Annotated in this window: 14 protein-coding genes; 12 read left to right on the plus strand and 2 right to left on the minus strand. The window is 60.0% G+C overall.

From position 1 onward, the window contains the following. Window positions 1-155 precede the first annotated feature (155 nt). The 12 genes from B3I26_RS17260 to B3I26_RS17315 all read left to right on the plus strand — a co-directional run bounded on the left by B3I26_RS17260 (window position 156) and on the right by B3I26_RS17315 (window position 14,829). Window positions 156-674, plus strand: a complete 519-nt coding sequence (locus B3I26_RS17260; RefSeq protein ID WP_296259346.1) for an RNA polymerase sigma factor — start codon at window positions 156-158, stop codon at window positions 672-674. A gap of 134 nt (window positions 675-808) precedes the next feature. Next, the gene (locus B3I26_RS17265; protein ID WP_296259348.1) at window positions 809-1,714 is read left to right on the plus strand and encodes a FecR family protein; all 906 of its coding nucleotides are present in this window, start codon (window positions 809-811) and stop codon (window positions 1,712-1,714) included. Window positions 1,715-1,836: 122 nt separating this feature from the next. Next, window positions 1,837-4,419 carry a TonB-dependent receptor gene (locus B3I26_RS17270; RefSeq protein WP_296259350.1) on the plus strand — a complete coding sequence of 861 codons (2,583 nt, stop codon included), beginning with the start codon at window positions 1,837-1,839 and terminating at the stop codon, window positions 4,417-4,419. Between the two features lie 186 nt (window positions 4,420-4,605). After that, complete coding sequence (locus B3I26_RS17275; RefSeq protein WP_296259352.1) at window positions 4,606-5,205, plus strand: biliverdin-producing heme oxygenase; 600 nt, start codon at window positions 4,606-4,608, stop codon at window positions 5,203-5,205. Between the two features lie 94 nt (window positions 5,206-5,299). Continuing rightward, window positions 5,300-5,725: a YbaN family protein gene (locus B3I26_RS17280; RefSeq protein WP_296259354.1), complete on the plus strand. Its 426-nt coding sequence runs from the start codon at window positions 5,300-5,302 to the stop codon at window positions 5,723-5,725. A 62-nt stretch (window positions 5,726-5,787) separates the two neighbouring features. After that, window positions 5,788-6,138 (plus strand): DUF5064 family protein, encoded by a 351-nt coding sequence (locus tag B3I26_RS17285; protein WP_296259355.1) that lies wholly within the window; start codon window positions 5,788-5,790, stop codon window positions 6,136-6,138. A gap of 199 nt (window positions 6,139-6,337) precedes the next feature. After that, complete coding sequence (locus tag B3I26_RS17290) at window positions 6,338-7,846, plus strand: sigma-54-dependent transcriptional regulator (RefSeq protein WP_296259357.1); 1,509 nt, start codon at window positions 6,338-6,340, stop codon at window positions 7,844-7,846. Window positions 7,847-8,305: 459 nt separating this feature from the next. Beyond that, a complete protein-coding gene (gene gcvH, locus B3I26_RS17295) occupies window positions 8,306-8,689 on the plus strand; it encodes a glycine cleavage system protein GcvH (RefSeq protein ID WP_296259359.1) in 384 nt (127 codons plus the stop codon). Between the two features lie 10 nt (window positions 8,690-8,699). Further along, window positions 8,700-11,558, plus strand: coding sequence for an aminomethyl-transferring glycine dehydrogenase (gcvP, locus tag B3I26_RS17300; protein ID WP_296259361.1), 2,859 nt, complete (start codon window positions 8,700-8,702; stop codon window positions 11,556-11,558). Between the two features lie 105 nt (window positions 11,559-11,663). Next, window positions 11,664-13,040, plus strand: coding sequence for an L-serine ammonia-lyase (locus B3I26_RS17305; RefSeq protein WP_296259362.1), 1,377 nt, complete (start codon window positions 11,664-11,666; stop codon window positions 13,038-13,040). 61 nt (window positions 13,041-13,101) lie between these two features. After that, the gene (gene gcvT, locus B3I26_RS17310; protein ID WP_296259364.1) at window positions 13,102-14,223 is read left to right on the plus strand and encodes a glycine cleavage system aminomethyltransferase GcvT; all 1,122 of its coding nucleotides are present in this window, start codon (window positions 13,102-13,104) and stop codon (window positions 14,221-14,223) included. Between the two features lie 393 nt (window positions 14,224-14,616). Next, entirely contained in the window at window positions 14,617-14,829 is a 213-nt protein-coding gene (locus tag B3I26_RS17315) for a cold-shock protein (RefSeq protein ID WP_003227496.1), read from the plus strand. A gap of 143 nt (window positions 14,830-14,972) precedes the next feature. Here the strand turns inward: B3I26_RS17315 and lptG are convergent, their stop codons facing one another. Then, window positions 14,973-16,034, minus strand: a complete 1,062-nt coding sequence (gene lptG, locus B3I26_RS17320; RefSeq protein ID WP_296259376.1) for an LPS export ABC transporter permease LptG — start codon at window positions 16,032-16,034, stop codon at window positions 14,973-14,975. Beyond that, window positions 16,027-17,145, minus strand: a complete 1,119-nt coding sequence (lptF, locus tag B3I26_RS17325; protein WP_296259378.1) for an LPS export ABC transporter permease LptF — start codon at window positions 17,143-17,145, stop codon at window positions 16,027-16,029. Before lptF ends, lptG begins: the two co-directional genes overlap by 8 nt. Between the last annotated feature and the right edge of the window lie 10 nt (window positions 17,146-17,155).

A 17,155-nucleotide genomic window follows, 5' to 3' on the forward strand; every position in this document is an offset into this window, starting at 1 on the left:
CAGCGAACAGGAGCGACTCGCCAGCGGAAGTTTCGCCGGGGACGCGGTGTACGCAGATCAGACTCTAACCTTTACAAAATCATCGGCAACCGCCCTTGACCCGAGCAGTAGATGACAATCATTATCATTCGCTGAATTTCTGCTCGGATATCCTTGTGACTCAGTCGCACTTCAACGACGTTTTCCTGGCAAGGCGAACGATCCTGCTGCGTACCCTGCAGCGCATGGTCCGCAACCCCAGCACCGCCGAAGACCTGCTGCAGGAAACCTACCTGCGAGTGACCCGTGCACTGCGCGAGCGGGCCATCGATCATCTCGAACCGTTCGTATTCCAGACTGCCCGCAACCTGGCGCTGGACCATCTGCGAGCCCGCCGTATTCATGCCCGCACCATCGTCGACGACGCTCCACTGTCCGAATTGCATAACGTGGTCGCGCCCGAAGCTGCGCTGGAGGATGCCGCCCACGCCAACCGCCTCCTGCAAAGCTTGAACGCGAGCCTTGAGAAACTCACGCCGCGCCAGCAGAAAATCTTTGCACTGAGCCGACTCAACGGTCGCAGTTATCTGGAAATTGCCGAGCAACTGGGCGTTTCCGCCAGCACCGTACAAAAGGAGCTCAAGCTGATCATGGCCATCTGCGTAGAAGTAGCAGCCCGACTTGAACGTCGATGAGAGCTTGATCCCTATTTAACAAGAAATCCGGCGGCAGCGCGGCGAACCTATCGCTACACTTGCGCACCCCACCGTGTATTCGAGGACGCTCCTTGACGGACTCCCACTCTCCCGGGCCTGTGACGGACAACGCTATGGACCAGGCCCTGAACTGGCTGATCGAACTGGAGCATGCCGACGCTCAGCAGCGGGCGCGCTTTCAGAATTGGCTGGCGGCAGACCCCGCACACGGCCGAGCCTTCACCAAGGCGCAAACCCTCTGGAATTCGCAAACGGTACTTGAGGCGGCCGCGACCGTGGTGACGCCGAAACAACCGTCAGCGCTCAAGCGCTGGCGTCCACATTGGGCTCCACTGGCTACAGCGGCGGTGTTGCTGCTGGGGCTTTTCAGCTTCAGCGACCTGTCGTTGCGCCTCAAGGCCGATCATATGACGGTGGCGGGAGAGCGCCAGCGCCTGCAGCTAGGCGACGGATCAAAGGTGCTACTCAATACCCGATCGGCTTTTTCCAGCGACCTGGATGACCGGCACCGCCTCGCACGATTGTACGAAGGCGAAGCCTTCTTCGAAGTACCCACCGCCAAGGGTCTGCCCCTGGAAGTGGAAGCCGGCCCAGTGCGGATGAGCGCCAGCAGCACATCATTCGCCGTGCGTTACCTGGACGGCGTGGCGCAGATTCAGGTCGAGCGCGGCGCGGTAAATGTGCAGGCGACCCAAGGCAACTCTCAGCTCAACCTCGGTGCCGGAGACAGCCTTCGCGTCGGTCCCGAGGGTTTCGGCCCTCGGGAGAACATTGACAAGCGCAAGGATTTGGCCTGGGTACAGGGTCGATTGGTCTTTGATAATTGCCCGCTGAAGGACGTACTGGCCGAGCTTCGTCGCTACTACCCCGGCTGGATCGTCAATGCCAACACGCGGTTGGATCAGGTCGCAGTGACAGGTAATTATCGTCTGGACAATCCGCTGGACGTAGTCCGCTCGCTGGCGCAAATCACCTCTGCGCATCTACATGAACTGCCTGCCCTGGTTATTTTGGATTAAGAACCATTATTTTTACGCGATAACCGTTCGTCGTACGTCTCGTCATAGCCAATGCAAGTGATTCCTATTACTAAAAACACTTGTCAACACTATCTCGACTCGCACGACAGGGAGCGCTATCGATGCCGTCCACGTTCACCCCCGCTTTATCCCATTCGCCCACCAGCACCCGCCATTTCACACTTTCGGTATTAACCGTGGCGATGCTGGCCGCAGGGTTGCACAGCGCACCCGTTGCCGCCGCCGAGCAGACGGTCCGCATGGCTGGCAGCTATCCGTTTTCGATCAAGCAACAACCGCTGGCTTCGGCCCTCAATGAATTCAGCCAGACCACCGGCTGGCAGGTGGGAATTTCGTCGGATCTGGCGCGTAACATTACCTCGCCAGGAGTTAGCGGCACCCTGTCGGCCGAAGGTGCCCTGGATCGCCTGCTCGCAGGGAGCAACCTGAGCTACCGCAATCTGGGCAACAACAACGTCGTGCTGGAAAAGCGCAACGTCATCGGTGCACTGGCGCTGGACCAGGTCACTGTCAGTGCAACCCGGCAGGCGCAATCAGTGGATTCGGTACCCAATACCGTCACCGTGCATGACCGCGCCGATCTGGACCGCCAGAACGTCAACAACATTCGTGATCTGGTGCGCTATGAGCCCGGTGTTTCCGTAGGTGGCGCAGGTCAACGCGCAGGCACCAGCGGCTTCAACATCCGCGGTATCGACGGCGACCGGATTCTCACTCAAGTGGACGGCGTCGAAGTGCCGGACAATTACTTCTACGGCCCTTACGCCAACACCCATCGCAACTACGTGGATCCGGAAATCATCAAGCGCGTCGAGATCCTGCGTGGCCCGGCATCGGCGCTGTACGGCAGCAGCGCCATTGGCGGTGCCGTGAGCTATTACACCCTCAACCCCGAGGACATCATCAAACCGGGCAAGGACGTCGGTGCACGTTTGAAGACCGGATACAGCTCGGCGGACAACAGTTGGCTGAACTCAGCCACCGTGGCCGGTCGCCAGGGCGATGTCGACGGTTTGCTGCATGTCAGTCAGCGTAACGGTCGTGAGACCGAATCCTATGGCGAACACGGTGGCACCGGCCTAAGCCGTTCCGCCGCGAACCCGGAAGACGCTCGCGCCACCAATGTGCTGGCCAAACTGGGCTGGAACTACGGCGATGGCGACCGGCTGGCGTTCACCTATGAGAAATACAAGAACGACATCCACACCAACCAGAAAAGCGCAGTGGGTGGGCCCTTCGGCCGTGGGCGCGCTATCGGCTTCTATCGCGCACGCGAGGGCAATGACGTCATTACACGCGAGCGTTTCGGCCTCGAAAACACCTTCGCGCTGGACAGCTTGCTGGTCGACAACGTCAAGTGGAGCCTGAACTACCAGATTGCCAAGACCGATCAAGACACCCTTGAACGTTATGTGCCCGTCAGTCGTGATGTCTGGCGCAGCCGCGACACCACCTATAAAGAGCGCCAATGGATCTTCGATGCACAACTGGACAAGGCTTTCAGCATCGCCGACACCGAGCATCTGCTGACCTACGGCACTACCCTTAAACAGCAGAAAGTCACCGGACTGCGCAGCGGGAGTGGCACTTGCGCCGCAGTGCTGCGCTCATGTCGGACCGTTGGAGCGCCCTCTGCAAATGATCTTCTTCAGCCGAATAGCGACTTCCCGGACCCTACCGTCAATACCTATGCCCTGTTCGCCCAAGACCAGATCAAGTGGGGCGACTGGACCTTCACGCCCGGCGCACGCTACGACTACACAACGCTCGATCCACACGCGACCGAGGCGTTTCTGCGCGCCGTCCGGCTGACCAATGCTGCCGAGTTCGACGATAAAGAGAAAAAGTGGCATCGCCTGTCGCCGAAACTGGGTGTGACGTATGCGATCAATGACGCTTACACCTGGTACGGCCAATACGCTGAAGGTTTCCGTACGCCGAGCGCCAAGGCGCTTTATGGCCGTTTCGAAAACCGCACCGCCGGCTACATCGTCGAACCCAACCCGAACCTGGAGCCGGAGAAGAGCAGAAGCTTTGAAACCGGTCTGCGCGGACGCTTCGATGCAGGTTCGTTCGATGTCGCGGTGTTCTACAACAAATACCGTGACTTCATTAATGAAGATGCCATTCAACCAGCCTCATCGAATGAGGCGGTGTTCCAGTCCAACAACATCAGGCACGCCACCATCAAAGGTGTGGAGCTCAAAGGCCGCCTGGACCTGGACAGCTTCGGCGCACCACAGGGCCTCTACACCCAAGGCTCGCTAGCCTACCTGTATGGCCGTAACGACGACACCGGCAAGCCGATCAACAGCGTCAACCCACTGACCGGCGTATTCGGGTTGGGATATGAGCACGATAACTACGGTGGTCTGCTCAACTGGACCCTGGTCAAGCGCAAGACCCGCGTCGACAGTGACAACTTCCACGCGCCGGACGGTGTTTCCAAACAGTTCAAGACGCCTGGCTTTGGTCTGGTGGACCTGACCGGTTTCTACAAAGTCACCGACGACGTGACGCTGAGCGGCGGCGTTTACAACCTGGCCGACAAGAAATACTGGCGCTGGGATGACGTGCGTGGCTACGACGGAGTCGGCGAAGCAGGCGCGACCGCGCCCGCCAGCCTGGATCGCCTGACCCAGCCAGGGCGCAACTTCGCGATCAACGTGGTGTGGGATATCTAACCCGCATTTGCCGCGCGCTGTAGCAGTCCGCCTCGCCAGCGGTGGCGTATTCGCAACCGTCACCGCCGGCAAGCCGTGCTGCCAGGTCGATCAGGGTGGCTGACAGCCCTCCCGCGCCAACGGGATTTTTTCGTGTGGCCCCGCTCACTCGTTTCGTCTACACGCGCTCTATCTACAAGGACCACCATGCCTCAAGAACCGATTCGTCGCTCCCAACGCCTGAACCAGATTACCCACGCTGCGCATGAACAACTGGACAAGGCGGTCAAGGCCAACGCGCCGTTCGATACCCTGGCCAGTTACACCCGCTTCCTGAGCGCCCAGTACCTGTTTCAACAGGAACTCAAAGCCCTGTACTCCGATCCTCAACTGGTCGAACTGATCGCTGACCTGCCCGAGCGCTGCCGTGCCGAACAAGCCAAAGCCGACCTGGCAGACCTCGGTGCCAAGATTCCCACGGCCATTGCCGGCGCCGCCCTGGCTCCCTCCCAGGCCGAAGCCTTGGGCTGGCTGTTCGTCTCGGAAGGCTCGAAGCTTGGCGCAGCGTTTCTGATCAAGCGCGCCGCGGCGCTTAACCTCAGCGAGACCTTCGGCGCACGTCATCTTGGAGAACCGGTCGGCGGCCGTGCCGAGGGCTGGAAACGCTTCATTCGCATCCTCGACGACTTGCCGTTCAGCGATGAACAGGAGCGTGAAATCGACAAGGCCGCCGTGGCCGCATTCGAACGCTTTAACGTTCTGCTGCGGCATGCCTATACAACGGCTCCTGAAGCCGAACCTGCCTGAATCGAAGCGTTCCACGCCCGGCACTGTTAAGCTGGGCGCCTTTGCCGGAGCGATCCGGGCAAGAAGCGTCTTCACCCTGCCGTACCCGAGACTCATGACCAACACACCCCCAGGCAGTAAATTGTCCCGCATCCTGTTCGGCATCCTGGCGTACATCAGCCTTGCGATCGGTATCATCGCAATCTTTATTCCCGGCCTGCCAACCACTGAGTTCATCCTGCTGGCCGCCTGGGCCGCGACCAAAAGTTCGCCACGTCTAAGCGCCTGGCTGGAAAACCACCGTCTGTTCGGCCCCATGCTGAGCAACTGGCGCAATGGCAAGCTCATTGCTCGCAGCGCCAAGATCAGCGCCACCCTGACCATGCTGATCTGCGCGGTGGTTATGCTGATGGTGCTCAAGCACAACTGGTGGATCTACTTCGCAATCACCGGCATGCTGCTGGTCAATCTGTGGATCTGGTCGCGGCCTGAGCCTGAAGCGCAAGACGCGAAGGCCGCCGAGTCTTCCGGCCCACGCTGAACCGAGACAAAAGCGAGCGGTCTGCTTGCTTACCGTCATCGTTACCAAAGGGGAGCCGTCACATGTTCGAACCCGGCCATCTGCACATCGTCCACTTTGCCCTGCAACCGCACGACGTAGGCTACGACATTCACATCCGCTACGAAGTGAGCCAGACCGACGCGGGCGCCGGGATGCATTTCACCCTGCAAGGCGAGGTCAATGGCAAGGCCGTCGACGAGACCTTCGACCTGCTCAAGGACAAAGCCTACAACTTCGCCAGCGAAGCCTCGCACATCCTCGAAAAGCACGGCCTGCCCAAAACCACCGACCTGCACAACATGCACGGCGAGTACGACGCAATGTTCGAAGACGTCCGACACCAGCTACACATGAAGTCTGGCGATCCGGTAAAGCCGGAGCATTTGCAGTAACACATAGAGCAGCGCACACCTCTGGGAGCATCTTGATGCGGTGCAACAGTCGCGAGGGGGGGCTGCCTGATGTAACGCTTTAGCTACTGTTGCACAGCTCTGGAAGCTCCGGTCAACCTGCCCCAGACTGCGGTGGCAACGCACACGACGTTTACTGGCATAATCGCCCTCGTCTATCGCCCGAACCCTCCCACCCGCCATGCGCATCCACGTTACATTCATCGACCGCGTCGGTATTACCCAGGAAGTGCTGGCAATTCTGGGTGGACGCAATCTGAACCTGGATGCGGTGGAAATGGTGCCACCCAACGTCTACATCGATGCGCCGACCTTAAGCCACGACGTACTCGAAGAACTCAAGGACCGGCTATTTCGGGTGCGCGGCGTGGAGGCGATCACCGTCGTCGACATCCTCCCCGGCCAGCGTCGTCACCTCCAACTCGACGCCCTGCTGGCCGCCATGACCGACCCGGTGCTGGCGCTGGACAGCGCCGGGCATGTACTGCTGGCGAACCCCGCGCTGGTAGCCTTGTGCGGGCGCGAGCCTGCCGGGGAGTCGTTGGGGGATCTGTTTTCCGATGCAGCCTTGCAAACGGCCTTGCTGGAAAACGGCTTCCGACTGCCTCTGCGCGAGGTCACGCTCAATGGCGAAGCGCTGCTGCTGGATGCCACCCCGATCACCGACGCCGGAGCGCTGCTGACGTTGTACCTGCCCAGCCGTATCGGCGAGCGGTTGTCGGCGTTGCATCACGATCACGCCGAAGGGTTCGATGCCCTGCTCGGCGACTCAACGCCCATCCGCACGCTCAAGGCGCGTGCCCAACGGGTGGCTGCGCTGGATGCGCCACTGCTGATTCAGGGCGAAACCGGCACCGGTAAAGAGCTGGTGGCCCGCGCCTGCCATGCGGTGAGTGCACGCAACGGGGCGCCGTTTTTGGCATTGAATTGCGCAGCGCTGCCGGAAAATCTCGCCGAGAGCGAACTGTTCGGCTATGCCCCCGGCGCATTCACAGGGGCGCAGCGCGGCGGAAAGCCTGGCTTGATGGAACTGGCCAACCAAGGCACGGTGTTTCTCGACGAAATCGGCGAAATGTCCCCTTACCTTCAGGCCAAGCTGCTGCGCTTTCTGAACGATGGCAGCTTTCGACGAGTTGGCGGTGACAAGGAGGTGCAGGTCAACGTACGCATTCTCAGCGCCACTCACCGCAATCTGGAGAAAATGGTCGTCGAAGGTACATTCCGCGAAGACCTGTTCTATCGCCTCAACGTGTTGAATCTGGAAGTCCCTCCGCTGCGCGATCGTGGCCAGGACATCCTGTTGCTGGCCCGTTATTTCATGGAGCAGGCCTGCACCCAGATCCAGCGCCCGGTGTGCCGACTTGCGCCGGGCACCTACCCTGCCCTGCTCGGTAACCGCTGGCCAGGCAACGTGCGCCAGTTGCAGAACGTGATCTTCCGTGCGGCGGCAATCTGCGAGAGCGCGATCGTGGACATCGGCGACCTCGACATCGCAGGCACTTCGGTCGCTCGGCAGAACGATGGCGAGATTGAGAGCCTGGAAGCGGCTGTTGAGGATTTCGAGAAGTCGCTGCTGGAAAAGCTCTACGGCCACTATCCCTCGACGCGGCAGTTGGCCACCCGGTTAAAAACCTCGCACACCGCAATCGCTCATCGGTTACGCAAGTATGGGATTCCTGGCAAGGGTTGATCGTCGACAGAGGCGCCGACCTGATGCGGACTGCTTCTGCCCAAAGCGTTAGCGTTCGGTTCGCCAGCGATCTGCCGCGAAACCACAGCTGGTCAGTCGATGACATGCACCGCGATCGCCGCCTGACGCGTTCAACGACACGCGTTAACTCCTCGCCGCCAGCCTTGTTCCAACGCCTGAACCCGAGGTAAGTGGCCCGGAACGATTTCGAAACAGCGTAACGTTTTCATTCCATTTATCTCCTACCCCCGACAGACAAGACTTTGATCCCGCACCCGTTTTCAAATGTCCGCCAACCGTATCGATTTCGCTACAGACGTCCTACCACAGGAATAGCGAAAAGCGTTTGAAACCCTTTGTTTACAACACTTGCCATAGGTTGGCCGCGAATTTGCTATGCACAATCCCCAATCATGCTCGCGCCAACGACGAGCAGCTTTTCCATTCACGGGAGTTTCCATGAGCGAGTTGCGTTTCACCGAAGATCACGAGTGGCTGCGGGCCGAAGCGGATGGCAGCGTCACCGTGGGCATCACTGCTTTCGCGCAAAACGCACTGGGTGACGTGGTATTCGTGCAGTTGCCAGAGCTTCAGTCCTACGACAAGGGTGCGGAAGCCGCGACCGTTGAGTCGGTGAAAGCCGCCAGCGGCGTGTATATGCCACTCAATGGTGAGATCGTAGAAACCAATCCTGCGTTGGACGAAAGCCCTGAATTGGTTAACGAAGACCCGCTGGGCGAAGGCTGGTTCTTCCGTTTTATCCCCTCCGACGCCACCGCTGTCGGCCAACTGCTGGATCAGGACGCTTACGACCGCCTGATCAAAGCCAGCGCCGAAGCCTGAGGAGCACGTCATGACTGATCGCATCGAATTGAGCACCGCCAACGAGTTCATCGCCCGTCATATCGGGCCACGCGCCGACGACCAGCAAGCCATGCTCGCCACCCTGGGATTCGACTCGCTGGAGGCGCTGAGTGCCAGCGTCATTCCTGAATCCATCAAGAGCTCCAGCGTCCTCGGCCTGTCTGCGGGTCAAAGCGAAGCGGACGCACTGGCCGACATCAAGGCCATCGCTGGCAAGAACCAGCTGTTCAAAACCTTCATCGGCCAGGGCTACTACAACACGCATACCCCTGCACCGATCCTGCGCAACCTGCTGGAAAACCCGGCCTGGTACACCGCTTACACGCCCTATCAGCCAGAGATTTCCCAAGGTCGCCTTGAGTCTCTGCTCAATTTCCAGACCCTGATCAGCGACCTGACCGGCCTGCCGATTGCCAACGCTTCGCTGCTCGACGAAGCCACCGCCGCTGCCGAAGCCATGACCTTCTGCAAACGCCTGAGCAAGAATAAAAGCAGCCACAAATTCTTCGCTTCCGCCCACTGCCACCCACAGACGCTCGACGTGCTGCGCACCCGCGCCGAACCCTTGGGTATTGAGGTGGTAGTGGCGGACGAGAGCCAACTGAGCGATGTGAATGAGTTCTTCGGGGCGATACTGCAATATCCGGCCAGTAATGGCGACCTGTTCGACTACCGGGAACTGGTCGAGCGTTTCCATGCAGCTAACGCACTGGTTGCGGTCGCCGCCGATCTTCTGGCCCTGACCCTGCTGGCCCCGCCGGGCGAATTCGGCGCCGATGTGGCCATCGGTAGCGCACAGCGCTTCGGCGTTCCTCTGGGCTTCGGCGGCCCGCACGCGGCTTATTTTTCGACCCGCGATGCCTACAAGCGCGACATGCCAGGCCGTCTGGTGGGCGTGTCCATCGACCGCTTCGGCCAGACGGCCCTGCGTCTGGCGATGCAAACCCGCGAGCAACATATCCGTCGCGAAAAGGCCACCAGCAACATCTGCACCGCGCAGGTGCTGCTCGCCAACATCGCCAGCATGTACGCCGTGTATCACGGTCCGCGCGGACTGACCCGTATTGCCAACCGCGTGCATCGCTTGACCGCTATCTTCGCAAAGGGGCTAGGCCAACTGGGCCTAAACGTCGAACAGGCGTTCTTCTTCGATAGCATTACCCTCGACACTGGCGCTAAAACCGCCGACCTGCACGCCAAGGCACGCGCTCAGCAGATCAACCTGCGTGAAGTGGACGCCGATCGTTTGGGCCTGTCGCTGGACGAAACCACCCAGCAAGGCGATGTTGAAGTGCTGTGGAAGCTGTTCGCCAACGAGGGTCAGACGCTGCCTGATTTCGCCGCACTGGCCAACAACGTCGAAGCGCGCCTGCCTGCAGCATTGAAGCGCCAGTCGCCGATCCTCAGCCACCCGGTGTTCAACCGCTACCATTGCGAAACCGAGCTGATGCGCTATCTGCGTCGCCTGGCCGACAAGGACCTGGCGCTGGATCGCACCATGATTCCGCTGGGCTCGTGCACCATGAAGCTCAATGCCGCCAGCGAAATGATTCCGGTGACCTGGGCCGAATTCGGCAACCTGCACCCGTTTGCGCCAGCCGAACAGAGCGCCGGTTATCAGCAACTGACCGATGAGCTGGAAACGATGCTGTGTGCCGCGACCGGTTACGACGCGATCTCGCTGCAACCGAACGCTGGCTCCCAAGGTGAATACGCAGGCCTGCTGGCGATCCGTGCCTATCACCAGAGCCGTGGCGATGACCGTCGCGACATCTGCCTGATCCCGTCGTCCGCCCACGGTACCAACCCGGCCACTGCCAACATGGCCGGCATGCGCGTGGTCGTGACCGCCTGCGACGCCCGCGGCAACGTTGACATCGAAGATCTGCGCGGCAAAGCAATCGAGCACCGCGAACACCTCGCAGCGCTAATGATTACCTACCCCTCGACCCATGGGGTGTTCGAGGAAGGCATCCGCGAAATATGCGGCATCGTTCATGACAATGGCGGTCAGGTCTACATCGACGGCGCCAACATGAACGCCATGGTCGGCCTCTGTGCGCCGGGCAAGTTCGGCGGTGACGTGTCCCATCTGAACCTGCACAAAACCTTCTGCATCCCGCACGGCGGCGGCGGTCCAGGCGTGGGCCCGATCGGCGTGAAATCGCACCTGGCGCCGTTTATGCCAGGGCACGGCAAACTGGATCGCAAGGAAGGCGCGGTCTGTGCGGCGCCGTTCGGCAGCGCGAGCATTCTGCCGATCACCTGGATGTACATCCGCATGATGGGTGGCGAAGGTCTCAAGCGCGCGTCGCAACTGGCGATCCTGAACGCGAACTACATCTCCCGTCGCCTGGAAGAGCACTACCCAGTGCTGTACACCGGCAGCAGTGGCCTGGTGGCACACGAGTGTATCCTTGACCTGCGCCCGCTGAAGGAAACCAGCGGCATCACTGTCGACGACGTGGCCAAGCGCCTGATCGATTTTGGCTTCCATGCACCGACCATGTCGTTCCCGGTAGCGGGCACGCTGATGATCGAGCCGACCGAAAGCGAGTCCAAAGAAGAGCTGGATCGCTTCTGCGACGCCATGATCAAGATCCGTGAGGAAATCCGCGCGGTCGAAAACGGCGCCCTGGACAAGGACGACAACCCGCTGAAAAACGCGCCGCACACCGCAGCGGAACTGGTTGGCGAGTGGAAACACCCGTATAGCCGCGAGCAGGCCGTTTACCCGGTTGCCTCATTGATCGAAGGTAAATACTGGCCGCCGGTCGGTCGTGTGGACAACGTGTTCGGCGACCGCAATCTGGTCTGCGCCTGCCCGTCCATCGCAGATTACGCCTGAAAAAGCTGCGAGTTTGAGCTGCAAGCCGCACGTTAGACGCCGTTTGGCTCTGGCGTGCGGCTTGTCGCTCGCAACTGCGCCTATAACAACAATTGGAGCCTGACCATGTCCCTGAGCGTGTTTGACCTGTTCAAGATTGGCATTGGCCCCTCAAGCTCCCACACCGTGGGCCCGATGCGCGCTGCGGCGCGGTTTGCCGAGGGCCTGCGCCGTGATGACCTGCTTTCCGCTACCGCCAGCGTGCGGGTCGAGTTGTACGGCTCACTGGGCGCCACTGGCAAAGGCCACGGCAGCGACAAGGCCGTGTTGCTGGGCCTGGAAGGTGAACACCCGGATACCGTGGACACCGAACAGGTCGACGAGCGTTTGCAGCGAATTCGCAGCGGCGAGCGAATCAATCTACTCGGTCAACACAGCATCGAATTCATCGAAAAACAGCACCTGGCGATGATCCGCAAGCCGCTGGCCTACCATCCCAATGGCATGATTTTCCGCGCCCTGGATGGCGCTGGCTTGCAGATTCGCAGCCGTGAATATTACTCGGTTGGTGGCGGGTTCGTGGTGGACGAGGACGCCGCCGGTGCCGATCGCATCGTTGAGGACAGCACCCCGCTGCCCTACCCTTTCAAGACCGGCAAAGAGTTGATGGCCCATTGCGCAAATACCGGCATGGCGATCAGTCAGGTCATGCTGGCCAACGAAGCCGCCTGGCGGCCAGAGGCCCAAACCCGCGCAGGACTGCTGAATATCTGGCAAGTCATGCAGGATTGCGTCAAGGCAGGCTGTCGCAACGAGGGCATTCTGCCGGGGGGCCTTAAGGTCAAACGGCGTGCCGCCGCGCTGCATCGGCAGCTGTGCATCAATCCGGAAGCTGCCCTGCGGGACGCTTTGTCCGTGCTGGACTGGGTCAACCTCTATGCGCTGGCAGTCAACGAGGAAAACGCCAATGGCGGGCGCGTGGTGACCGCACCGACCAATGGCGCGGCGGGGATCATTCCGGCGGTGTTGCACTACTACATGCGCTTCATCGGCGGAGCCAACGAAGACGGTGTCGTGCGTTTTTTGCTCACTGCAGCCGCCATTGGCATTCTTTATAAAGAGAACGCCTCCATTTCCGGCGCCGAAGTCGGTTGCCAGGGTGAGGTCGGCGTGGCGTGCTCCATGGCCGCCGGTGCCCTCTGCGAAGTGTTGGGCGGCAACGTCCAGCAGGCCGAAAACGCGGCCGAGATTGGCATGGAGCACAACCTCGGCCTGACCTGCGACCCCATCGGCGGATTGGTGCAGGTGCCTTGCATCGAGCGCAATGCGATGGGCTCGGTGAAGGCGATCAACGCCGTTCGAATGGCCTTGCGCGGTGACGGCCAGCACTTCGTCTCGCTGGATAAGGTGATCCGCACCATGCGCCAGACCGGCGCCGACATGAAAAGCAAATACAAGGAAACAGCCCGTGGCGGGCTGGCCGTGAACATTATCGAGTGCTGATCTCAGCCCATTTCATCGGGTGCAGCCCCCGACGGCTGCACCTGTATTCAAGGAGTCATCGATGTCTGCAGAACTGTTGAAAACCCCACTTAACGACCTGCATCGGGAACTGGGTGCCCGGATGGTCGAATTCGCTGGCTACGACATGCCCGTTCAGTACCCGGCCGGCGTGATGAAAGAACACCTGCATACGCGCCAGCACGCCGGTCTGTTCGACGTGTCGCACATGGGTCAGATCCTGCTCAGCGGACCGACAGCTGCCCAAGCCCTGGAAACACTGGTGCCGGTGGACATCATCGGCCTGCCTGTGGGGATGCAGCGCTATGCCTTCTTCACCAATGAAAGCGGCGGCATCCTGGATGACCTGATGGTTGCCAATCTGGGCAACGATCAACTGATGCTGGTGGTCAATGCCGCGTGCAAGCACCAAGATCTTGCACACCTGCGCAAGCACATCGGCGGGCAGTGCGAAATTACCCCGCTGTTCGAAGATCGCGCGCTGCTCGCATTGCAAGGCCCGCAAGCCGTAACGGTTCTGGCCCGGCTTGCGCCAGATGTCGCGAACATGACCTTCATGCAGTACACCAAGGCCCGGGTCATCGGCATTGACTGCTATGTCAGCCGCTCGGGTTATACCGGCGAGGATGGATACGAGATTTCCGTTCCTGCTGATCAGGCAGAATCCCTGGCGCGTCGCTTACTGGCCGAACCAGAAGTCGCGCCGATCGGGCTGGGTGCGCGAGATTCTCTGCGTCTGGAAGCGGGTCTGTGCCTGTACGGCAACGACATGAATACCGAGACCACGCCGATCCAGGCCAGCTTGTTATGGGCTATTTCCAAAGTGCGTCGGGTCGATGGCGCGCGGGCAGGCGGATTCCCGGGCGCCGAACGGATCTTCGCCCAGCACCAGGCCGGTGCAGCTCGCAAGCGGGTTGGTCTGCTGCCCCAAGAGCGCACACCGGTGCGTGAGGGCGCGCAAATCGTCGATACCCATGACAACGTCATCGGCGCCATCTGCAGCGGCGGGTTTGGACCGACGTTGAGCGCTCCATTGGCCATGGGATATGTGGACGCGGCGTTCACAGCGCTCGAGACCCCGATGTGGGCTATCGTACGAGGCAAGAAAGTGCCGATGCGGGTCAGCAAAATGCCTTTCGTCGCACCCCGTTACTTCCGCGGCTGATTTCCAACGTCAAAAAACTGCGGCACCGCAACAGTGCGTTGTAGTTCGGCTGCCGCAGCTTGATGCTTCTTTTAACAGCAATGTAGTGTCAGAAAAGTGCACTCTTTTGCTGACTCCAATAGCAAAAACTATCGATCCAGCCGTCTTGGTTAATGTTTTCAAAATCTAGCCCAAGCCCCCTGAAACCGGGCCTATTCGGGGGCTTGTTTTTTCTGCGAGAGTTAGCGTAGAGTTTCCCGACTGTGTTTGCATGGGTCGCTGGGATCGTGACCTGGGCAGTAGCGCCAAAAGCAATGCTACATCCCGCTCTACGTTTCTTCTTCCTGCAACCAGCCCAGTACTCTTTCGCGCGAAAGAGACTGTCATTAATTTATGTGTTTAGGAATAAGAAAAATGTCTACACGTCAGAGCGGCACCGTTAAGTGGTTTAACGACGAGAAAGGTTTTGGTTTTATCACTCCTGAGAGCGGTCCGGATCTGTTCGTCCACTTCCGCGCTATTCAGGGCAATGGCTTCAAAAGCCTGAAGGAAGGCCAGAAGGTGACCTTCGTTGCAGTGCAAGGGCAGAAAGGCATGCAGGCTGACGAAGTTCAAGCTGAAGCCTGATAGCTGCAAACACAAAAGCCCCTGATGGCGACGTCAGGGGCTTTTTCATGCCTGCGATTCGTTGAGGCCGTACAGGGAGAAAAGCGCTGATGCCTCATGAAAAAGCCGGCCCTGAGACCGGCTTGTTCATTGCAGACTGACGATCAACCCGCTCGACGCAACAACCAGATACCCGCCAGCGCGCAGACACCCGCAGGTACCAGCACTGCAAACAATGGCGAGAAGCCGAATACCAGACTCGATGGGCCCAGCAGGTCCTGCGCGATGCGGAACGTGAACCCCACAAGCACACCGGTAAATACGCGCTGCCCCAGGGTGACCGAACGCAGCGGACCGAAGATGAACGAGATCGCCATCAACACCAGCGCCACCGTCACCAGCGGCTGCAGGATCTTGGTGTAGAACGCCAGCCAGTAGCGACCGTTGGCCAGGCCCTGATCAGCCAGATAGTGCGCATAGCCATACAGTCCGGTCATGGATAGAGATTCCGGCGGCAGTACCACCGTGCTCAACAGCTGAGGGCTGAGCGCGATATTCCAGCGCTCCTCCGGGGTGTTGACCACTTCAGTACGCCCTTCATGGAACAGCGTGGTAGCAACGTCCTTGAGTTGCCAGTAGTCGTTCATGTAGTTCGCCTGTTTGGCAAAACTGGCGCTGATCATGTGACGCTGGTCGTCAAAGCGGTAGCGGGTCACGCCATACAACAGGCCGTTGGGCTGCACGGTGTTGATGTGTATGAATTCGTCACCCTGACGATGCCACAAACCGTGACGAGCACTCTGCGCATCACCGGTACCCTGTGCCAGGGAGCGGGCCGCCTGAGCCTGCGCTTCGGTGACCGGCGCGACGTACTCGCCAATCAGCAGACCCGCAAGCATCAGCACCAGCATCGGTTTCATCACTGCCCAGACGATGCGCCCGATCGACACGCCCGCCGCACGCATGATGGTCAATTCGCTGCTGCTGGCCAAGGCACCCAGGCCAATGAGGCATCCGATCAGCGCGGCCATCGGCAGCATGTCGTATAGCCGCCGCGGCGCGGTCATCACCACGTAACTGCCAGCATCCCAGAAGGTATACGTATCGCTGATATCGGCCATCTCGTCGATGAACGCAAACAGCGAAGCCAGGCCGAGGATGATGCCCAGCACGGCGAGAATCGCCATGAACACACTTTTGCCGATGTACCCATCGAGCTTAGCCACGGGTCACCTCCGACGCATCGCGGCGACTGGCCATCTTCAAACGCAGCGGCTCCCAGTACAGGAGGCCCAGCCCAATAGACAGGAAGATCAGATGCACCCACCACAAGCCCAGCGGCCCCGGAATCTTGCCTTTCTCCAGCGCACCGCGAGCGGCAATCAGGATGGTGAGGTACGCCATATACAGCAGGATCGCTGGCAACAGCTTTAGGAAGCGGCCCTGACGCGGGTTGACGCGCGCCAGCGGCACCGCCATCAGCGTCACGATGAACACCAGGATCGGCAGCGAAATGCGCCACTGCAACTCGGCCTTGTTGCGCAACGAATTCTCGCCGGTCAGCAACTCACTGGTCGCAATGGCGTCACGGTCGGTGATCTCGTCACTGATGTCCGGTTTTGGCAGCAGCGCGCCATAGGTGTCGTACTGGATCGCACGATAGTCGGCCTGACCGGGATTGCCGTCATAGCGATAGCCGTTGTTGAGGATCAGGTAACGACTGCCATCGGGCTTGATCTCCTGCCTGCCCTTTTCGGCCACCAGTACGGTGATGCCATGGTCCTTCTTCTCATCCACTTTCTTTTCGGAGATGAAAACGCCACCGAGGTTGATACGGTCATCGGTCATGGTTTCGGTATAGGTAACGCGGCTACCGTCGCGCAGTAACTGGAAACGTCCCGGCACCAGGGTGTCGAACTCGGTCATTGCGTCCTGCTTGTTGATCAGCAGCTGGAACTGAGTCGCACCCTGAGGCGCCAGGCTGAAACTCAACCATGCCACCAGCAGCGACACCAGGGCGGCAGGTGCAAGGGTCATCCACAGCAGGCGTTGCTGGCTCATGCCGGTGGCCGCCAGGACAGTCATTTCGCTTTCCAGATACAGGCGCCCGTAGGCCAGCAGAATCCCAAGGAACAGGCCCAGCGGCAGAATCAGTTGCATGAAGCCCGGCAGACGGAAACCCATGATCAGAAACAGCACGCCGGGATCGAGCGCGCCAGATGCAGCCTGGGCCAGGTATTTAATGAAACGGCCACTCATGATGATTACCAGCAGCACGGCACTCACAGCGCTCAAGGTAACCAGCACTTCTCGGGACAGGTAACGGAAGACAATCAAACCAGACACT

Origin of the sequence: Pseudomonas sp. UBA5706 (genome assembly GCF_002419965.1) — a bacterium.
Classification (GTDB): domain Bacteria; phylum Pseudomonadota; class Gammaproteobacteria; order Pseudomonadales; family Pseudomonadaceae; genus Aquipseudomonas.